The organism is Microlunatus speluncae (assembly GCF_009299835.1).
GTDB lineage: Bacteria > Actinomycetota > Actinomycetes > Propionibacteriales > Propionibacteriaceae > Microlunatus > Microlunatus speluncae.
In genome coordinates, this window is sequence record NZ_VKCZ01000003.1 from 535,375 (window position 1) to 553,975 (window position 18,601).

Here is an 18,601-nt window from a genome sequence, read left to right on the forward strand (position 1 = left end):
GGACGGAAAGTGACACGTGACTGAGGCTCAACAGCCACTGCGGAACGAGAGCGCCGCCGGGCCGCGCGCGGCCGGGATGGCGGCGGTCCGAGCGCTGACCCCGGTGCTGGCGATCACGGTGGCCGGTGTCGTCGGCGTCTTCGGCTACCGCTATTTCTCCGACCGGTTCGACTTCGCCGCGCACTACGTGGCCGGTCTCGGCGGCACGATGCTGCTGCTCGCGGTGCTCGGGTTCGGCCGCCGGCGGCGACGCGAGTGGTCGGTCGTGGTGCTGACCGTGATCGCCTGCCTGCTCGGCGTCGGCTGCGAGCTGGTCCTGTTTCCGGGCGGCGGATTCGATCTTGTCGACGTCGCGAACCAGAGTCTGGGCGCGCTGACGGCCGGGATCGTGTTCGCGCTCTGGCCCGTCCGCGGGCTCGCGGTGATCATCTGGCTGGTCCTGGCCTTCGGATTCCTCGGCGGAGGTGGGCGGCTTGTCGGGCTCCTCTAGGCCGGTGGTGGTGGTGGTGACCCTGGCGATCATCGCGGCGCTGCTCTGGGGTGCCGCCATCATGATCACCTTCACCCGGACGATCGTCCCGCAGTCCTTCGCGGCCGAAACGATCATGGACGTGTCGGTGCACGAGGAGCATCAGCCGGGCCGCGACGACGCGATCTTCGTCCGGACCGACCGGCGGACCCTGCGGGTCGATCCGAGCGCCGCCGCCTGCCTGCGCCGCGGCGACACCGTGTCAAAGGAGGCGTGGTCGATGACGGTCCGGCGATCCGATGCTCCGGACTGCCAGCTGGAGCCGCCGCTCCAACTGGCCGCGGTCGCCGGCGTGCCGATCCTGATCACCGTCCTCACCGGCGGCTGTCTGATGCTCGGTCGGCGAATCTCGCGCCAGCTGCAACCCGGCGGCGGCTGAGCCCGTAAGGGAAGGGGGTGGGTCGGTCGACCCACCGCAGCCTCAGCTGAACCGAAGGGACCTCTGCGTGATGAAGCGACGCGATCTGTTGGCGACGGCCGGACTGGCCGGACTCGGGCTGGCGATCCACACCGGGACGGACCGGGCGGCCGCGCTCGGCCCGGCCGCCGGCCGCGGCTGGACCGGCTCCCCGGTCGGCCTGGCCGAGACCTTCCTGGACGATGTCGACAGCACCCGGCACGGCACCTGGGCGGTCGGGGTGACCCTGCTGGAGGGATTCCAGGACACCCGGCCGCTGACCCTGCGCTGGCAGAACGGGCGCTGGGCCGCCACGCCGAATCCGGTCCGGACCCACTCGGTGTTGTCGAGCGTGGCCGTCGCCGGGCGGGACGAGGTCTGGGCGGTGGGCGTCGACTACGCCGATCCGCAGGCGCCGCAGCCGCTGGCACTGCGCTGGAACGGTCGCGGGTGGCGGGTGGTCGAGCCGCCGCCGGTGCCGACCGGGGCGTTCGGCAATGTCGTGGCCGCGCCGGACGGCTCCGTCTGGGTGGCCGGCTGGGCCGACATCGACGGCGCCGAGCGCGGTGTCGTGTATCGCTACGCCGACGGCCGTTGGCAGCCGCTGCTCGACGGGCTGGAACAGTCGATCAACGGCAACGCGCTGCTGGTGTCGTCCGCCACCGACGCCTGGCTGGCGCTGAATCCGGGGCTGGTGCACTTCAACGGGAAGTCCTGGTCGCCGGTCGAGGAGTTCCCCGCCGACGGGTCGCAGATCCTGACCGGGCTGACCGCGGCCGGACCGGACGACCTGTGGGGTGTCGGGGTCGAACACAGCCAGTCCGGTGAGCGTCCGCTGGCCGTGCACTACGACGGCGGCAGCTGGAGCACGGTCGCGGTGCCGGAGGAGTCGGCCCAGCTCTACGACGTGGCGATCTGGGACGGCCGGGCCGTGGCGGTCGGCGAACGCTTCATCGAGCAGCCCGACGGGATCGTGATCTTCAAGCCGTACGTCCTCGAGCACCGCCGGCAGGCCTTCGTGCCCGTCGACCCGCCGAAGGTGCCGGCGAAGGCGACCGGCGTGCTGACCGGCCTCGTGGCCGGCCGGTCCCGGCTCTGGACCGTCGGCGGGGTGGCCGAGGCGGCCTTCGCGGCCTATCGCGGCTGACCCGGAGGCCCTGCCGGGCGTGATCAGCCGGTAGGCTCGGTCCATGGTGGTGGGGTGCGGACGATCGATCTTGTCGCGCCCGCGCCCGCGCGCAGCCGCAGTGGTCGCGATGATCATCATCGCCGGCCTGGTCGGCTCGTGCTCCGTGGCTCCGATCGGCCCCCGGCGGCCCGCACCGGCTCCGAGCAGTTCCGCGCCGGCGTCGTCGGCGAGCCCGACCGAGCTGCAGGAGACCGGCCGTCCGATCAAGAGTCCGCCCCAGGTCCGGCCGAGCGGCTTCGCGGCTCCGCCGCCGGGCAAGGGGCTTGATCGTTATCGCGCGCAGCGGCTCGCCTGGTCCCCGTGCGGCACCAACCAGGACGACCCGCTGGAGTGCGCGGCGGTGCTGGTGCCGCTGGACTACAAGCAGCCGGACAAGATGGCGATCACCCTCAGCCTGGCTCGGCGGCCGGCCAAGCTGCAGCCGAGCAAGGGCAGCCTGTTCATCAATCCCGGCGGGCCCGGCGCTTCCGGGGTCGACTACGTCGGCTACTTCGAGAAGTCGGGGCTGGACTCCTTCGACATCGTCGGCTGGGATCCGCGCGGCGTCGCCCGGTCGACCCCGGTGACCTGCTTCGGCGGCGAACAGTTGGCCGCCTACACCGAGCTGGACATGTCGCCGGACAGCGATCAGGAAGATCTGGCGCTGCAGGAGTCCAACCGCCGGTTCGGCGAGTCCTGCCTGCAGCAGTCCGGCGCGCTGTTGCAGCACGTCTCCACCGAGGAGACCGTACGTGATCTTGATCTGCTGCGGCACCTGGTCGGGGACCGCAAGCTCAACTACTTCGGCGCCTCCTACGGCACCGAGATCGGCGCCTACTACGCGCACTTCTTCCCCGGCCGGGCCGGCCGGCTGGTGCTGGACGGCGCGGTGTCGCTGACGCCCGATGACGAGATCAGCCAGACCCAGGGCTTCGAGCGGGCGCTGACCGACTTCGCCGACTGGTGTGTCCGAGAGAGCTGCCGGCTCGGCGACAGCCAGCAGGAGGTGCTGTCCGCGATCACCGATCTCTGGGATTCTCTGGACTCCCGGCCGCTCGAGGTCGGCGACCGGGTGCTCACCCAGACCCTGGGCGTGACCGCGGTGATCCAGGTGCTGTACGACGACGAGGAGGGCTGGCGGTTGCTGGCCCAGGCCCTGCTGCTGGCGATCACCGAGGACAACGGGCAGGGTCTGCTCTATTTCGCCGACCAGTACAACGTCCGCGATGATCAAGGAAACTTCGGTCAGCTGAACTACGGCTTCCCGGCAGTGCGCTGTCTGGACAACTCCGACGAAGGCGTTGCGGACGCGAAGCAGGATGCCGCCGACGACGCCCGGATGGCCCCGGTGATCGGCCCGTACATCGGCCTCGACTACACCTGCCCGCTGTGGCCGGTCAAGGCGCGGAAGCGGCCGGACAAGATCACCGGCAAGGGGACCCCGCCGATCATCGTGATCGGCAACACCGGCGACTCGGCGACCCCGTACGAGTATGCCGTCGACATGGCCGACCAGCTGGAGTCCGGCGTGTTGATCACCTACCGCGGCCAGGGTCACCTGTCCTATCGGCGCAGCGCCTGCGTCCGGGAACTGGTGATCGGCTACCTGACCAAGGACAAGGCGCCGAAGGACGGCGCAAAATGTTGATCACGTCGCTGACCCGGCGGTGACGCCCGCCGCCGCGACCTGGCTGGCCTTCGCCGGGGTCGACGGGTCCGGCAAGACGACCCAGGCCCGGCTGCTGACCGAACGGTTGCGGGCCGATGGGACGGACGCCGTCTTCGTGCCCAGCGTGAGCCTGTCACCGGTCCGCGCGATGCTGAACGCTCTCGCCGCGCGCCGGGGCGCTGCTGATCATGTCGACCTGCTCGGACCGGACACGGCCCGGCTGATCGCTGCCGTCCACAAGTGGAGCAGCCTCGCCCCGCTGCGGGAGGCCCTGGCCGAGGCCGGCCGCGTGGTGATCACGGACCGCGGCGTGCTCTGCCAGTACGCGGTGGCCCGTGCGATCGGCGCCGAGAACGAGGACCTGCTCCGGGACATCTTCGCCGACCTGCCGGGCCCGGACCGGACGATCTTCATCGACGTCCCCGGCGAGCTGGCCCGGCGACGCCTGGCGCACCGGGGCGAGCGCGAGCACAGTGCCGCCGAGCTCGATTCCCTCGCCCGCGCCTACCGCTCACTGCCCGAGGCCGCTGCCTTCGCCGTGATCGACGGCACCGCTGACCCCGACTCCGTCCGCTCCGCCATCCTCGCCGCCGCCCGCCCGCACCTGCGGCCCGACCAGCCGGCCCGCCCTCAAACGCGGCAGTAACAGCTGTCCGCGGCAGTTCAAACTGCCGCGTTTGAGTGGAACTGCCGCGTTTGGGCGGCGGCCGGAGGGCGGGCGCGGCCGAGGCCACGGCCGGCCTGAGCGGGGGCGACCGCCAACAGGTCGAGGAACGCCGGTGCGGTCCCGGTCCGGTCGGGTAGCGGGTCGGGCCGGACGACGGTCAGGGCGAACCCGGCGACCGGTCGTTGCGTGCCGCCGGGAGCGGGGTCGGCGTCAATGACCGCGAACCGCACCGTCGGCTGCTCGAACTTCCCCCGCATCCGCGCGACCAGTGCGGCCGGGTCCGGCACGGCGCCGTCGCGGGCGGTGACCGCCTCGACCCACAGCTCGACGCAGACGGCGACGTCGCGGTCGAACCGACCGGCACGAATGCTGCTCACGGTCGCCGATGGTACGGGTCCGCGCCGCCTTCACTGTGGTCAGTTCGGTGCGGAGACGGGGTCGAAGTGACCACGATCCCCGCGGAGCGATCAGAAATCGCGGAGAAATATCCAGCGAGCTGTCGATCTGCGTCGGGCTGCTTCGACTGATGAGTAGAAGGACCCGAACATTCGATGAGGAGCACATCATGAAGATCCCGAGGGCACTCCGGCCGCTGACCACCCCGGCCTACCGCTGGCTGGCGGCGGCGCTCGTCTCGTCCCTGGTCGGTTCCGGGGTCTGGATGGTGGCGCTGGTCTGGCAGATCGTCGCGATCGGTGGCGGCGCGGCCGACCTCTCGCTGGCCGCCGGAGCCGCGGCCGTCGGCATGCTGCTGACCACTCTGCTGGGCGGGGCACTGGCCGATCGGATGCCGCAGCGGCGGATCCTGCTGGTGGTCGAGGCGACTCGGGCGGTCACCATCGGCATCGTCGCGTTGCTGGCGCTGAGCGGCATGATCGAGCTCTGGCATCTGGCGGCCGTCGCCTTCGTCGGCGGCGTGATGGGCGGCCTCTACTACCCGGCGTACTCGGCCCTGCTGCCGACCGTGCTGCCGGAGGATCAGCTGCTGGCCGCGAACGGCTTCGAGGGCATGACCCGGCCGGTGCTGATGCAGGCCGGCGGTCCGGCCCTGGCCAGTGCGTTGATCGCCGTGACCTCGCCCGGTGCCGCCCTCGCGGTCACGGCGCTGACCGGCGCGGTCGCCGTACTGTTCATCCTGCGGCTGCCGAAGCCCGCGGCGCCGCCGGAGCCGGCCACCGACGAGCCGGCCGCCCCCGCGACCTCGCTGCTGGGCGACGTCCGGGAAGGTTTCCGCTACATGGTGCGGACGCCCTGGCTGCTCGGCACGCTGGTGTTCGCCTCGCTGTTGATCTTCGTGATGATGGGTCCGTTCGAGGTCCTGGTGCCGTTCGCGATCAAGGACAACGCCGGTGGCGGCCCGGCCCAGCACGCGCTGGTGCTGGCGGCGTTCGGCATCGGCGGGGCGGTCGGCTCGCTGGTGATCGCCTCGATCAAGCTGCCGCGGCGCTACCTGACGGTGATGAACCTGCTCTGGGCCGGCGGCTGCCTGCCGCTGATCGCCTTCGGCCTGACCGATCAGGTCTGGGTGATGGTGATCGCGGCCTTCCTGGTTGGTGCGGCGTTCAACGCCGGCGTGGTGATCTGGGGAACGCTGCTGCAGCGCCGGGTGCCGTCGAACATGCTGGGCCGGGTGTCCAGCCTCGACTTCTTCGTCTCGCTGGCCTTCATGCCGGTGTCGATGGCGCTGGCCGGTCCGGCCGGACAGACCCTCGGCCTGCCGGTGGTCTTCCTGATCGCCGGGCTGGCGCCGCTGTTGATCGGCGCGGTCGCGATCTTCGCGGCCCGGATGACCCGGGACGAGATCGCCCACCCGCTGGACACCCCCGACGCGGAGAACACGAGCGACGCGGAGATCACCGCCGAGCCGGTCGCGGCGGAGCCGGAGCTGGTCGGCTCCAACCACTGACCCGAACGTTGTCCGGCAGATTTCGCCCGGGCTCCGCGAGACTCGGGTTGGATGAGGCCCATGACTGAGACACAAGGGATGGCGGAGCGGGTGCTGGCCGGCACCCGCTACCTGGTCCTGTCCACCGCGGACGCGGACGGCCGGCCCTGGGCGACGCCGGTCTGGTACGCCAGCGACGGCGAACACTTCTACTGGGTTTCGGCCCCGACCTCCCGGCATTCGGAAAACATCGCGGCCCGCGCCGACGTCGCCCTGGTGATCTTCAACTCGCAGGTCCCGGTCGGCAGCGCCAGCGCCTACTACGCCAGCGCGACCGCCCAGCAGGTCCCGCCGGACGAGGTCGAAGCCGGGATCGCGATCTTCTCCGCCGAGTCGGTGGCCGCGGGTCACGATGCCTGGGGGATCGACCGGGTGACCGGCGACTCCCGGCTCCGCCTCTACCGCGCCACGATGACCGAGCAGTGGGTGCTCGCCGAGGACGGCGGCCCGGACCGCCGCCTCCCGATCGAACCCGCCTGACCTCCCCCCATCGCACAACCCGTCGCTAGAGGCTGCGCCGGTAGCGCCGGAGTGCGACCAGCGCGAGCGTCTCGGTGGCGACTGCGAGGGCGGCGAGCGCGGCCAGGTTGATCATCATCGTGGTCGGATCGCCGCCGAGCATCGCCGTCCGGGCCGCCTGCACCGCCCAGTTGACCGGATTGGCCTCGGCCACCCGCTGCATCCAATCCGGCATCTGTGCCGTCGTGGTGAGCGTCGCGGACAGGAACATGAACGGAAGCACCGCGAGCTGGCCGACCGCGATCATGGTCTCCTGTCGGCGAAACAGTAGGGCCAACGCGTGCGAGAATCCCGCGAACGCGACACAGACCAGGGCGGCCGCGGCCAAGATCACCAGCAGCCCGGGGAGGCCGCTGTCCAGTCGAGCGCCGAAGATCAGTGCCACGACGACCACGACAAGGGCCTGAAGGGTGCCGGTGATCGCCGCCTGCAGCCCGCGAGAGATCAAGAAGGCACTGGCCGGCAATGGGGTGGCGAGGAATCGGTCGATCGCACCACGTTCGATGTCCTGGACCAGGCCCGGCCCTTCCCAGGCGCCGTGGGAGAAGGCGGTCATGATCGCGATGCCCGGAGCGAGGAACGCCAGGTACGAGTCGGTGCCGAAGCCGCCGAGCCGCGGCAGCCCGGCGAAGAGCTGGCTGTAGAGCAACAGCCACACCAGCGGTTGCGCGATCATGATCGGGAGCAGGATCGGTTGTCGTCGCAGCAGCCGGTAGTTGCGGCCGAGCAGGACAAGCTGGGCGCCGAGTCCGCAGCGATGACTCATGATCATCCGGCCAGTTCTTCGCCGAGCGTAAGCCGCGTCCTCGTGTGGTGTCGGTAGACATCGTCCAGATTTGGGCCGTCCTGGCCGCCGGTCGGCCCTAGTTCCGCCTTGAGCGTCGCCGGTGGTCCAGAAACGATCACGGTGCCGTGGTCGATGATCACGATCCGGTCGGCCAACCTGTCGGCCTCGTCCAGATAGTGCGTCGTGAGCAGGATGGTCAGACCTTGCTCGGCCCGCAGCCGGCGGAGTTCTCGCCACAGTGACGCTCTTGCCTCGGGGTCGAGCCCGGTGGTGGGCTCGTCGAGGAAGAGCACCCGGGGGTCGTGCACGATGCCCATCGCGATCTCCAGCCGCCGCCGCATGCCGCCGGAGTAGGTGTTCACAACCCGGTCGGCGGCACCGGCCAGTCCGACCAGGTCGAGGAGCTCGGTGGCGCGACGGATCGCCGAGCCTCGTCGCAGCCGGTGGGCAGCGGCCTGAACGAGCAGGTTCTCCCGCCCGGTCAGATAGCCGTCCGTGCCGGCGTTCTGGGCGACGTAACCGATCGCGGCGCGAACGGCCCGCGGCTGCAGGCTCACATCCTGACCGGCGACGACCGCCGTGCCACCGTCGGCTCGGGTGAGGGTGGCGAGGATGCGGACGGTGGTGGATTTTCCCGCGCCGTTCGGGCCGAGCAGGCAGAGCACCTCCCCTTCGGCGACCGAGAACGACACGTCGACGACGGCCTCGACCTTGCCGTAGCGCTTGGCCAGGTTCCGCGCGGTGATGACGTCGGTCACGAGGTCGGTCCGGATCCGCGCGCGATATCCGGCAGCATCTCGTCCAGTTCGTCCTGCCAGGCCAGCTCCGCCTCGAGGTGGAGTTCGGTGCGCCGGTAGCCCGCGAGGCTGGCGGCGGACAGGTGATCTTCCCGGCGGTGTAGCTCTCGGTTCGCGACCAGTTCCGTCAGCGCCGCCACAAGGGCGGATCGGCGTCGATCCAGTCGTTCGCGCAGGGCGACTTCGTCCAGACCGGCCGACCATTTGATGGCCGCCTCAACCGTGGTCGAATGCAACATCGGTTGGGTCAGCGCCCGGTCCCGATGGATGGCGAGTTCTTGCTGCCCGTCCTCGGTGATCGCGTACACGGTGCGCTGCGGCCGCCGCCCTTCCTGCTCGACCCGTACGGGTTCGATCAGTCCTTCGGCCTCGAGCCGACGGAGCATGCCGTACAGCGCACCGACCTTGACCTCGCCCCAGTGCTCGATGCCGCTCAGATCGGCGGCGCGGCGGATCTGGTGGCCGTGCAACGGCGCCTCCGCGAGCAGCCCGAGGATCAGCAACCGGACCGGATTGGCATCTCTCATGCGATTAGTCTCATACGACTAATCGCCTCAGGCAAGAGGTCAGTCGGGTTCGGCGGCCGGGTCATCGGGCGCGAAGGGCCAGCCCCAGTGCTCCTCCCGGCCGACGCCGGTGGCGATGTCGACCAGGTTGCCTTCGGCGTCGGCGAGGGTCCACCAGAACGGGGCGAACTTGTCGTTGACCAGGCGGCCGCCGGCGGCGACGACCGCGGCGACCCGAGCCTCGGCGACGTCGTGGCCGACCGTCACGTCCAGATGGAACTGCGGATCGCCGGGCTTGATCTCCTCCAGCCCGAAGAACTGCACGTTGGGTCCCCGGCGCAGCGGATCCGCGAGGTCCTCCTCGCCACGCTCGTCCCAGCCGAGGGCCGCCTGCCAGAACGGCCGGATGCTCTCCGCCGTGGGATGGAACATGATGTTGAGGCTGTGGAGCTTCGACGGGTCCGCGCTCATCCCGACCTCTCCGGCCGCGGCCGAGATCCGCCGGGCGACCTCGATGTCGCGGTGGATGAAGCTGCTGAACCGGAGGTCCAGTGTGACGGTCACGCCCTCGCGGCGAAGATCGACATCGATCCGGCGGTTTCCGCCGTCGGCCAGGTCGGCGAGCTTGGTCGCCAGCGCGAGGCCCTGGCCGAATGACGAGGCGGTGAAGTGGGCACCGGCGCCGCCCATTCCGAGCCGCCAGTCCCCGGTGCCGCCCGCCTCGACGAACTGCTTCCCGGTCACCGGCACCGACCCGAGGATGATGCCGGCAAGATCATCGGGCCGTGGGTCGGCCGGCAGCCATAGTCGCTCCACCTCTTTGATCTTGCTCAGCCCACCCGAGGGCTCGTCCCCGGACAAGGGCGGCGCGGCACTGTCGGCGATGGTCACCGGCACGTCGAGGCCGGCCGGATCCGTTAGCGGGGGTGGGGGCGCCGAGCCGTCGACCATGATCAACCGGACCACCCGGTCCGGCCGGGCGTCGAGGGCCGCATACGCGATCCCGGCGCCCTCGGCGTGCCCGACCAGGAGTACCTGGGTGGAGCAGGTGTCGATCACCGACACCACTGCCGCGACCTGATCAGCCGGCGCCCACGCCAGCGGATGCGGGCGATGTCCCGCCTTCTTGATCATGGTCGCCACCGGCTCCCAAGCCGCGCCGTCGGGCTGCGGCCCAGGCACCAACACGATGTCCATGATTCCCCGTCCCTCCGTCGGCCGACCGCGGCATTAGGCAGAGTGGCTCAATCATCCGAATAAGTCGTTCGATAAGCAAGGTACGGGATCCCGACCAGGAGGCGTGATGAACGACGACTCCGGGTCGGCGACAACGCCACCGCGGAGCACCTGTCCCGCTGGCTCGCCGACGGTCGGTCCGCCCGCTGACCCGACGAAGCGCCATTAGGGTGCGGGGATGAGCTTTCGGCTGGCCGCCTACGCCGTGTGCCTGGAGGACGGGCGCGTGCTACTCGCCCACCACGCGTCGGGCAACTGGACGCTGCCGGGAGGCCGGGTCGAGCACGCCGAGGATCCGTTCGACACCGTGATCAGGGAGATCGCCGAGGAGACGGGCTGGGAGGCCGCGGTGGAGCGGCTGCTCGGCGTGGACTCACGGGTGATCCCGGCGGCCGAGCGCGCCGTGCCGGGCGGGCCGGAACACCAGAACCTCGGCATCTTCTACCGGGTCAAGATCACCGGTGGCGAGCCGCGGCCGGAGCCGAACGGCGACACCCTGGAGTCGGTCTGGACCCCGCTCGCCGACGTCGCCGAGCTGCGCCGATCATCGCTGGTCGACATCGGTCTCGCCCTGGCCCGGACCGAACCACCGACCGGCCACGTCGATCCGGTCCCGGTCGGCGGCCTGATCCAACACTGACCCGGATCAGCCGCCCAGCACGGCCGTCGCCGAGGGCGTCAGCGGAGCGGGCAGCTCGTCCCGCCCGTACCACCCGACGGAGGAGATCTCGTCCGGCATCGTCACGCCGAGCTGACCGGAGAACCGGTCGCAGCTGAACGCGTGCGCCCGGTAGTGGCGACCACTGCCGGGATAGACAAGATCGTGGACGGCGAGCGGGGTGACCGCGTCGGCCCGCAGCCCGGTCTCCTCGTACAACTCCCGGATGGCCGCTTGGTCCGGGGCCTCGCCGTCCTCGACCTTGCCGCCGGGCAGGCCGAAGAAGCGGTAGCCGTAGTTCTGTCGCACCAACAGCACCCGGTCGCTCGGATCCAAGATCATCACCACGCTGGTCTCCCATTCAAACATGGGTTGCACGGTGCCAGCCGCCACTGACAACCGGGTCGAGCAGCTCGAACTGGATGACGAGATTTCTTCGGGGCCGTGTCGAGATCGGGGCGGTCCGTTCGACCTAAGGGCAAAGCAGCCCCGGTCTCGGGGCCATCAACTCCGAAAGGCCTGATCATGTCCACTCAGTTCTCTCCCGCTGCCGCCGCCTCCGCCACGGATCCGGCCGCCGGTGCACCGCGGCGACTGCTGCTCGCCCTGGTGATCGCCAATCCGCTCTGGGTGGCGACCTCGCTGATCCAGGCCGCCACCCGGCCGGGGTTCGACCTGACCCAGCAGCCGCTCAGCCTGTTGTCGTCCGGCGGCCTGGGCTGGATCCAGATCAGCAACTTCGTGATCGCCGGTCTGCTCGTCGTCGCCGGCGCCTTCGGGCTGCGGCGGACCGTGCCGAGCCGGTGGGCTCCCCGCTGGGTCCTGATCTACGGTCTCGGCTACGTCCTGTCCGGCGCCTTCACCCTGGAAGATCAACTGCTGCCACACCTGATCGTCGGCATCATCGCCTTCATCGCGATCGCCGCGACCTTGATCACCCTGGCCCGGCACCTCGCCCGGACCGGCCATCGCCTGGTCGCCGTGCTCAGCGTGATCGCCGCGGCCTTCGTGATCGGGGCCAACGTCGCCACCACGATCGGGCTGCCGTATCCGTCCCTGGTCCTGGCCATCGGCGTCGGCACGGGCATGATCGGCGTCTCCCTCGCCACCGCCACCATCCTCCGCGGCCGACGTTGATCAGGACAGTAGATGTCCGGTACGGGGATTAGCGTTGGCACATGACGAAGCGCAGCGCGCCGAACGTGCAGGTGATCGACCTCGAGCCGGGCCTGTGGCTCTGGCGCCTCGAGCACCCGCACTGGAGCGAGGGCGAGGACTGGCCCGAGGTGGTCACCAGCGTGTGCGTCGACGCGGGCACCGAGCGCTGGGTGATCGATCCGCTGCTCCCGCCGGACGACACCACCGAGGTGTGGCGCCGGTTCGCCGAGCGGCCGCCGACGGCGGTCGTGATCTTGATCGGTGATCATCTGCGCGAGACGTGGAGTGATCAGACGGTGTGGAGCGTCGATGCCCTGGTCGACCGCTACGGCTGTCGTACCTTCGGGCCGAACGCCTTCGATCAGGACATGATCAAGAAGTGGGGCCGGCCCAAGGTCGAAGGGCAGCAGATCGTGCCCGGCCGAGAACTGCCGGGCGGCCTGCTGCCGTTCCGGGATGTCCGGGGCTGGGCCGAGACGCCGCTCTATCTTCCACAGCACCGGACGTTGGTGTTCGGCGACGGGATGACCGAGCGGGCCGGATCGCTGCGGGTGTGGATGTCGCCGACGCACGAGGAGCGCGCCCTGCCCGACCTTCGGGCCATGCTCGCCCTGCCGTTCGAGCGGGTGATCGTCTCCCACGGCGAGCCCGTACATTCCCGGGAGGCGTTCGAGCGGGCGCTGGACCTGCCGCCGTGGCCGGCGACGTCGCTGCACATCGCGGCCTGGCGCGGGGATCTCGACCAGGTCCGCAGGCTGGTGCACCTGGGTGCCGACCTGACCGCCCTGTCCGACAATTCCGGGCTGACCCCGTTGGAGTGGGCTGTCAACGCCTCGGAGAACGAGGGATCCAGGGCGCCCGGCCACGACGAGGTCATCGCCTATCTCACCTCGGTGATGAAGCAGGACTGACCTTCAGGCTGGCCGGCTATTACGGCTTTGATCAGGGATGACGCCCCGGCTGCGGTCGGGGCGTCGGCCTGTCCTGTCCCGGGGCCCGGGCCCCGGACGATACCCCTCTGTCATCGCCTGCCAGGCCGTCCTGATCCGTGTCAGTGCCGTGTCAGGCCGGTGGCAGGTCGGGCCCGGAGTCTGTGGTCATGGCGGAACCCCGCCGGACGAATGCAAAGGAACCTGACCATGACCATCTCAGAATTCACGGTGAAGCTGATCGGCGACAAGCGGCGCTGGCGGGCCTACAAGGCGCGGACGCGGCAGCTTCCGGCGGCTTACCGCACGAGCGTCAAGGCGCTGGAGCGCTACCTGCTGCGCTTCGGGCCGGCCGATGCCGACACCGCGGCCACCGTGTTCGAGGATCTCGCCACCCGGTTCGAGCAGGCCGCCGCGGCCGGCACCCCGGTCCGCGAGATCGTCGGCGACAACCCGGTGGAGTTCGTCAAGACGTTGCTGCAGAACTACCCGAAGGGCGGCGGACTGCCCAGCCAGGAGCGGGAGCGGCTGATCAGCGAGCTCGTCGACGAGAACCCGGCGGTGTTGGAGGCGTTGCTGCAGGAGTACGGCCAGGGCGGCTGGGCCGGCAAGGAGCGGAAGCGGCTGAGCCGGGCGATCGAGCGGGCCGAGGCGGACGCCCGATGACCACCCGACCACCGGCCAGCCCAAAACGAGCCCAGAACGGAGACCCAGTCATGATCACCAACCAGACCCGCGAACCCGCGATCCGGGTGCAGGGCATCCAGAAGTCGTACAAGGACCTGCAGGTGCTGCGCGGCGTCGACTTCGACGTGCAGCCGGGAAGCATCTTCGCGCTGCTCGGCTCCAACGGCGCCGGCAAGACGACGCTGATCCGGATCCTGTCGTCCTTGCTGAAGGCCGATGCGGGATCCGCGACCGTGCACGGCTTCGACGTCGCGACCAAGCCCGGCGACGTGCGCGAGTCGATCAGTCTCACCGGTCAGTTCGCCGCGGTGGACGAGGTGCTCACCGGCCGGGAGAACCTAGTATTGATCGCCAAGCTGCGACACCTGAAGAACCCCGGGGCGGTGGCCGACGACCTGCTCGCCCGGTTCTCGCTCACCGAGGCCGGAAAGCGCCGGGCGATCACGTATTCGGGCGGCATGCGCCGCCGGCTCGACATCGCGATGAGCTTGATCGGCAACCCGCCGATCATCTTCCTCGACGAGCCGACCACCGGGCTGGATCCCCAGGGCCGGATCGAGGTGTGGCAAACGATCAAGGAACTGGCCGACGGCGGGACCACCGTCCTGCTGACCACCCAATACCTCGACGAGGCCGAGCAGTTGGCCGACCGGATCGCGATCCTGCATCAGGGCGTGATCATCCAGAACGGCACCCTGGCCGAGCTCAAGCAACTGTTGCCGCCGGCGAAGGTCGAATACGTCGAGAAGCAGCCCTCCCTCGAAGACGTCTTCCTCACTCTCGTCGGCGAGACCGGCGAACCCACTGACGCTGTCCCGGCCGACGCAGCCGCCACGGCAGGAAAGGAATCCCGATGACCACCCACGTTCTCAGCGACACCGGCGTCCTCACCAGCCGTTCGCTGCGCCACATCCTGCGCAGCCCGGACACGATCATCACCACCGCGATCACCCCGATCGCCATGATGCTGCTCTTCGTGTACGTGCTCGGCGGCGCGATCAACACCGGCTCCAGCACGTCCTACGTGAACTACTTGTTGCCCGGCATCCTGCTGATCACGATCTCCTCCGGCATCGCCTACACCGCGTACCGGCTGTTCCTCGATCTGCAGGGCGGCATCTTCGAGCGGTTCCAGTCCATGCCGATCGCCCGGTCGAGCGCGCTCTGGGCCCACGTGCTCACCTCGCTGGTCGCGAACCTGGTCTCGGTCGCGCTCGTCATCGGCGTCGCGTTGATCATGGGATTCCGTACCGGAGCATCGCCCCTGGCCTGGCTCGCGGTCGCCGGCATCCTGATCTTGTTCACCCTGGCCCTGACCTGGATCGCCGTGATCGCGGGACTCTCGTCGAAGTCGGTCGACGGTGCGAGCGCCTTCAGCTACCCGCTGATCTTCCTGCCGTTCATCAGCTCGGCCTTCGTCCCCACCGGTTCGATGCCGGGCCCGGTCGCCTGGTTCGCCGAGCACCAACCCGTGACCTCCATCGTCAACACCATCCGGGCCCTGTTTGCCCAGGAACCCGTCGGTGGCGACATCTGGATCGCCCTCGCCTGGCTGGTCGGCATCCTCATCGCCGCCTACGCCTTCGCGATCGTCATCTACCGTCGCAAGATCAACTGAGGACGCCCCCTGCGCGCCGAACGCAGGACCGCGACGTATGCCGCCCGCTCCCCCGGGGAGACGCGGGCGGCATCGTCATGTCCGCGGAGCCCGGATCGGAAGGATCGTGGTCACTTTGGCGCTGGGACGGGGCCGAACTGACCACGATGATCGCTCGATCAGTGCGCCGGCACCGAGACGCAGACCAGCTCGGTGTCCTCGATCGCTTCCACCTCGCCCGGACTGTCCCGCGGCACGTGGAGGTGATCCCCGGCCGTCGCGGTGACCGTGCTGCCGGGCTCGCCGACAACGAGTCGACCGCGGATGACGACCCAGACCTCGTCGTACGGGGCCGGCAGGTCGGCCCGCTCGCCCGCGCCGAAGAACGCCGAGTAGCTGCTCAGCGGTCCGCCCTCGGCGGCTTCGATGGCGGGCGTCATGACGATGCGGCGGTCTCCGAACCGGAGCGGCCCGCTCTCGCCTCCCGGATTGAAACTTCGGACTTTCGGCGTGGTGGTGGTCACGAGTCAGGAACCTACCCAAGGCGGGCAACCAACCGGGGTTAGCCTGAGGCGGTGAAGTTCGTGATGGTGCCGGGCGGCTGGCAGGGCGGATGGGTGTTCGATCCGGTGGCCGAAGCGTTGCAGCGCAACGGGCACCAGGTCGAGACGGTGACCCCGGCCGGGCTGGAGCCGGACGGCCCGATCGAGCCGGAGCGGCCGCCGAATCTCGACGACCACATTGATCAAGTAGCCGAGATCATCGACCGCAGCGACGAAACCCCGCTCGCGCTCTGCGGCCACAGCTATGCCGGGCTGGTGATCGCCGGCGTCGCGGACCGGCTCGGCGATCGCCTTGATCATCTGGTCTTCATCGACGCCTACGTCCCGGACGACGGGGACTCGTGCTGGTCCCTGACCAGCGACGGTTTCCGGGAGCTGTTCATCGCCGGTTCCCGTACCGACGGCCGCTGGGTCGCCGTCCCCGACGGCCTCGATCCCCGTGCGCGTCCGCATCCGTTGCCGAGCTTCCTCCAGTCGATCAGGCTGACCGGCGCTCCGCGACCCGCGCTCACTCGGACGTACCTCAGTGGTGGCGCCTGGCCGGGCAGCCCGTTCCTGACCCTGACCGAACGGTTGCGCGACGACCCGGCCTGGCAGGTTGTCGAGATTCCCGTTGGCCACAACATCGCCCGCCGCGACCCGCAGGGTCTGGCTGCCGTCCTCGACGGGTTGGAAGAGAACTAGCCGCAGGACCACGAGCCGACTGATCTCCAAGGTGGCTCACGTTCAATTATGCCGGAGTTTCGGTAGCAACACGCCGCAGCTCAGACGACACGCGGTCAACGTTGCGAGGGTCCGTGGCGGTTGCGACTCTTGGCGCGGCTTCGGGAGGTTTGTGTGGTCGCGGATGAGGCATCGTCAACCGGTAAGGCCCTGCTAGCTCGGGCATTGCACCGACTGACTCAGGGAACGCGTCGCTATCTGCAGCATGCACGGGTTCTGTGGCGTGCCACGCGTCTGTGGTCCGGGCTGACCCTGGTGCTGACCGTGCTCGACGCGACCGTCCGTACGGTGCTCATGATCGCGGTGGGGCAGTTCGTGGGTGCCGTACCGGCGGCTGTCAGCGGCGGTGCCGATCTTCAGGCGACGGATCAGGCGTGGCGTTGGTTAGCGGCAGCGGCAGTTCTGTTGATCATGGGCCCAGCGCTACAACTGCTGCGGTCGATGACGTCGGAGCGGTGCTCGGCGGCCTACCTGAGGTATGTATTCGATCTTGTGGCCGAGGTCGGCGTACAACCTCGAAGCATCGCGCACCTGGACACCCCCGCATTCTCCGGCCGGCTGCGCGCCGTGGTCGACGGAACCCGGGACTGGTCGTTCGTGATGGGACTCGACTCAACCTGGTCGGTCCTGGCGTCCCGGTTTGCCGGGATCGGCGCGGTGGTGGTGTTGCTGCCTTGGCGGTGGTGGGTTCCGCTCGTCGTCGCCGCGATGTTCCTGATCTTGTCGAACGTGTTCATGCGCTGGATCAGCCTGGCCTTCGACCAGCTGCTGCAGACGACGGGGAACGAGCGCCGGCGCGCGGGCTACCTGCGGTCCCTGATGACGGGAAGTGAACCGGCGAAGGAGATCCGGCTGTTCGGGCTCGCGGACTGGCTCGGCGACCTCTATCGAGCGACGTGGCTGCACGCGATGGCCGGGTTGTGGCAGGCGCGGCGTAGCGGGTTGGGTCCGGTCCTGGTGACCTGTCTGGGCGCCGCCGTCGTGATCGGTGGTGCGCTGGCGCTGGTCGGGGTCGACGTCTTCGCCGGGGTTCCTCTCTGGCGCGGAACACCTCGGTGCTGATCGGCTTGATCGAGCTTCGCCGAGAGCTGGGTCTGCCCGCCGTCGATCGGGTGCCACCCCCGGTCGGGGACCGGACGGCGAATGACGCGCCGGTGATCGCGGCGGAGGTGCGGTTGACCGGGGTGAGTTTCGGCTATCCGACTCGGGACACTCGCGCGGTCAGCAACGTCACCTTGCATATCCCGCCCGGTCAGTCGATCGCCATCGTCGGCGTCAACGGCGCCGGCAAGTCGACCTTGATCAAACTTCTCTGCGGCCTCTACACACCCGACGAGGGAACGGTTCTGGTCGACCAGGCAGATCCGGCGGTCGAGGAAGACGCCCGGCGGAAGGTGGCGGTCATCTTCCAGGACTTCGTCCGATATCAGTTGTCGCTCCGGGACAACGTCAGGCTCGGTGCGGGGACGGATGATCATGATCAAGAGCTGCTCGACCGCGCCCTGGTCGATGCCGGCGGCGCCACCGTACTGGAACGTCTTGATCACGGCTGGGACACCGTCCTCTCGGCCGAGTACGAGGGCGGCACCGACCTGTCCGGCGGTCAGTGGCAGCGAGTGGCCCTCGCGCGGGCGCTGGCGGCCGTGGCCGGCGGGGCCGGGGTTCTCATCCTGGACGAGCCCACGGCCGCCCTCGACGTGCGGGCCGAGGCCGCCCTGTTCGACAGGTTCCTCGAGGTCACCCGCGGTGTCACCACGATCTTGGTGAGCCACCGGTTGTCGAGCGTCCGGCACGCCGATCGCATCGTCGTGTTGGGCGATCCGGCCGACAGTGGGCAGGGCATCGTCGAGGACGGCACCCATGAGGAGCTGATGCGTCGCGGCGGACGCTACTCCCGGTTGTTCAGCCTGCAGGCCAGCCGGTTCGCGCAGACCGGGCGCGACGCCTCGGACGATCCGGGCCCGGTGATCCGATGAACCCGACGCTGCGCGGTCTGGGGGTGGTCCTTGTCACCGCGGTCCGGATCAGTCCCCGGCAATCACTGCTGTGTCTTCTCGACGGTGTCG

The 18,601-nt window shown here is 69.6% G+C and carries 23 protein-coding genes; 16 read left to right on the top strand and 7 right to left on the bottom strand.

Going from position 1 to position 18,601, the window contains the following annotated elements:
* Window positions 1–16: 16 nt before the first annotated feature.
* The 5 genes from FNH24_RS05945 to FNH24_RS05965 all read left to right on the top strand — a co-directional run bounded on the left by FNH24_RS05945 (window position 17) and on the right by FNH24_RS05965 (window position 4,409).
* Complete coding sequence (locus FNH24_RS05945; protein ID WP_152361200.1) at window positions 17–490, top strand: hypothetical protein; 474 nt, start codon at window positions 17–19, stop codon at window positions 488–490.
* A 4-nt stretch (window positions 491–494) separates the two neighbouring features.
* Window positions 495–908, top strand: a complete 414-nt coding sequence (locus FNH24_RS05950) for a hypothetical protein (protein ID WP_152361201.1) — start codon at window positions 495–497, stop codon at window positions 906–908.
* A 67-nt stretch (window positions 909–975) separates the two neighbouring features.
* Window positions 976–2,073 (top strand): hypothetical protein, encoded by a 1,098-nt coding sequence (locus FNH24_RS05955; protein WP_152361202.1) that lies wholly within the window; start codon window positions 976–978, stop codon window positions 2,071–2,073.
* 109 nt (window positions 2,074–2,182) lie between these two features.
* Entirely contained in the window at window positions 2,183–3,742 is a 1,560-nt protein-coding gene (locus FNH24_RS05960) for an alpha/beta hydrolase (protein ID WP_161606017.1), read from the top strand.
* Window positions 3,743–3,761: 19 nt separating this feature from the next.
* On the top strand, window positions 3,762–4,409 hold the full coding sequence (locus FNH24_RS05965; protein WP_152361204.1) for a dTMP kinase: 648 nt from the start codon (window positions 3,762–3,764) through the stop codon (window positions 4,407–4,409).
* Window positions 4,410–4,426: 17 nt separating this feature from the next.
* Here the strand turns inward: FNH24_RS05965 and FNH24_RS05970 are convergent, their stop codons facing one another.
* Complete coding sequence (locus FNH24_RS05970) at window positions 4,427–4,807, bottom strand: hypothetical protein (RefSeq protein WP_152361205.1); 381 nt, start codon at window positions 4,805–4,807, stop codon at window positions 4,427–4,429.
* A 188-nt stretch (window positions 4,808–4,995) separates the two neighbouring features.
* Between FNH24_RS05970 and FNH24_RS05975 the strand changes: the two genes are divergently transcribed.
* Window positions 4,996–6,336: an MFS transporter gene (locus FNH24_RS05975; protein WP_217428054.1), complete on the top strand. Its 1,341-nt coding sequence runs from the start codon at window positions 4,996–4,998 to the stop codon at window positions 6,334–6,336.
* A gap of 60 nt (window positions 6,337–6,396) precedes the next feature.
* Complete coding sequence (locus FNH24_RS05980) at window positions 6,397–6,855, top strand: pyridoxamine 5'-phosphate oxidase family protein (protein WP_161606018.1); 459 nt, start codon at window positions 6,397–6,399, stop codon at window positions 6,853–6,855.
* 25 nt (window positions 6,856–6,880) lie between these two features.
* Here the strand turns inward: FNH24_RS05980 and FNH24_RS05985 are convergent, their stop codons facing one another.
* From FNH24_RS05985 to FNH24_RS06000, 4 genes are read right to left on the bottom strand one after another with little or no spacing between them, the layout of a single operon-like run.
* A complete protein-coding gene (locus tag FNH24_RS05985; protein ID WP_152361208.1) occupies window positions 6,881–7,666 on the bottom strand; it encodes an ABC transporter permease in 786 nt (261 codons plus the stop codon).
* Window positions 7,663–8,439: an ABC transporter ATP-binding protein gene (locus FNH24_RS05990; protein ID WP_217428055.1), complete on the bottom strand. Its 777-nt coding sequence runs from the start codon at window positions 8,437–8,439 to the stop codon at window positions 7,663–7,665. Before FNH24_RS05990 ends, FNH24_RS05985 begins: the two co-directional genes overlap by 4 nt.
* Window positions 8,436–9,005, bottom strand: coding sequence for a PadR family transcriptional regulator (locus tag FNH24_RS31910; RefSeq protein WP_152361210.1), 570 nt, complete (start codon window positions 9,003–9,005; stop codon window positions 8,436–8,438). Before FNH24_RS31910 ends, FNH24_RS05990 begins: the two co-directional genes overlap by 4 nt.
* A gap of 39 nt (window positions 9,006–9,044) precedes the next feature.
* Window positions 9,045–10,181 carry a VOC family protein gene (locus FNH24_RS06000; protein WP_152361211.1) on the bottom strand — a complete coding sequence of 379 codons (1,137 nt, stop codon included), beginning with the start codon at window positions 10,179–10,181 and terminating at the stop codon, window positions 9,045–9,047.
* Between the two features lie 217 nt (window positions 10,182–10,398).
* On the opposite strand from FNH24_RS06000, the gene FNH24_RS06005 reads away from it, so the two are divergent.
* Window positions 10,399–10,860, top strand: a complete 462-nt coding sequence (locus tag FNH24_RS06005; RefSeq protein WP_152361212.1) for an NUDIX hydrolase — start codon at window positions 10,399–10,401, stop codon at window positions 10,858–10,860.
* A 6-nt stretch (window positions 10,861–10,866) separates the two neighbouring features.
* Here the strand turns inward: FNH24_RS06005 and FNH24_RS06010 are convergent, their stop codons facing one another.
* Window positions 10,867–11,247 carry an NUDIX hydrolase gene (locus tag FNH24_RS06010; RefSeq protein WP_152361213.1) on the bottom strand — a complete coding sequence of 127 codons (381 nt, stop codon included), beginning with the start codon at window positions 11,245–11,247 and terminating at the stop codon, window positions 10,867–10,869.
* A 156-nt stretch (window positions 11,248–11,403) separates the two neighbouring features.
* Between FNH24_RS06010 and FNH24_RS06015 the strand changes: the two genes are divergently transcribed.
* From FNH24_RS06015 to FNH24_RS06035, 5 genes are all read left to right on the top strand, one after another.
* A complete protein-coding gene (locus tag FNH24_RS06015) occupies window positions 11,404–12,015 on the top strand; it encodes a DUF998 domain-containing protein (RefSeq protein WP_152361214.1) in 612 nt (203 codons plus the stop codon).
* Window positions 12,016–12,056: 41 nt separating this feature from the next.
* The gene (locus FNH24_RS06020) at window positions 12,057–12,947 is read left to right on the top strand and encodes an MBL fold metallo-hydrolase (protein ID WP_152361215.1); all 891 of its coding nucleotides are present in this window, start codon (window positions 12,057–12,059) and stop codon (window positions 12,945–12,947) included.
* Between the two features lie 228 nt (window positions 12,948–13,175).
* Entirely contained in the window at window positions 13,176–13,631 is a 456-nt protein-coding gene (locus FNH24_RS06025; RefSeq protein ID WP_152361216.1) for a DUF1048 domain-containing protein, read from the top strand.
* Between the two features lie 50 nt (window positions 13,632–13,681).
* Window positions 13,682–14,509 carry an ABC transporter ATP-binding protein gene (locus FNH24_RS06030; protein WP_152361217.1) on the top strand — a complete coding sequence of 276 codons (828 nt, stop codon included), beginning with the start codon at window positions 13,682–13,684 and terminating at the stop codon, window positions 14,507–14,509.
* Window positions 14,506–15,270 (top strand): ABC transporter permease, encoded by a 765-nt coding sequence (locus FNH24_RS06035; protein WP_152361218.1) that lies wholly within the window; start codon window positions 14,506–14,508, stop codon window positions 15,268–15,270. Before FNH24_RS06030 ends, FNH24_RS06035 begins: the two co-directional genes overlap by 4 nt.
* Before the next feature lie 158 nt (window positions 15,271–15,428).
* Here the strand turns inward: FNH24_RS06035 and FNH24_RS06040 are convergent, their stop codons facing one another.
* The gene (locus FNH24_RS06040; RefSeq protein ID WP_152361219.1) at window positions 15,429–15,689 is read right to left on the bottom strand and encodes a cupin; all 261 of its coding nucleotides are present in this window, start codon (window positions 15,687–15,689) and stop codon (window positions 15,429–15,431) included.
* 135 nt (window positions 15,690–15,824) lie between these two features.
* On the opposite strand from FNH24_RS06040, the gene FNH24_RS06045 reads away from it, so the two are divergent.
* The 3 genes from FNH24_RS06045 (at window position 15,825) to FNH24_RS06055 (ending at window position 18,511) form a co-directional block, all read left to right on the top strand.
* Window positions 15,825–16,496, top strand: a complete 672-nt coding sequence (locus tag FNH24_RS06045; RefSeq protein WP_217428056.1) for an alpha/beta fold hydrolase — start codon at window positions 15,825–15,827, stop codon at window positions 16,494–16,496.
* A gap of 129 nt (window positions 16,497–16,625) precedes the next feature.
* The gene (locus FNH24_RS06050; protein WP_161606019.1) at window positions 16,626–17,597 is read left to right on the top strand and encodes an ABC transporter ATP-binding protein; all 972 of its coding nucleotides are present in this window, start codon (window positions 16,626–16,628) and stop codon (window positions 17,595–17,597) included.
* Complete coding sequence (locus tag FNH24_RS06055) at window positions 17,591–18,511, top strand: ATP-binding cassette domain-containing protein (RefSeq protein ID WP_246186768.1); 921 nt, start codon at window positions 17,591–17,593, stop codon at window positions 18,509–18,511. Before FNH24_RS06050 ends, FNH24_RS06055 begins: the two co-directional genes overlap by 7 nt.
* Window positions 18,512–18,601 lie beyond the last annotated feature (90 nt).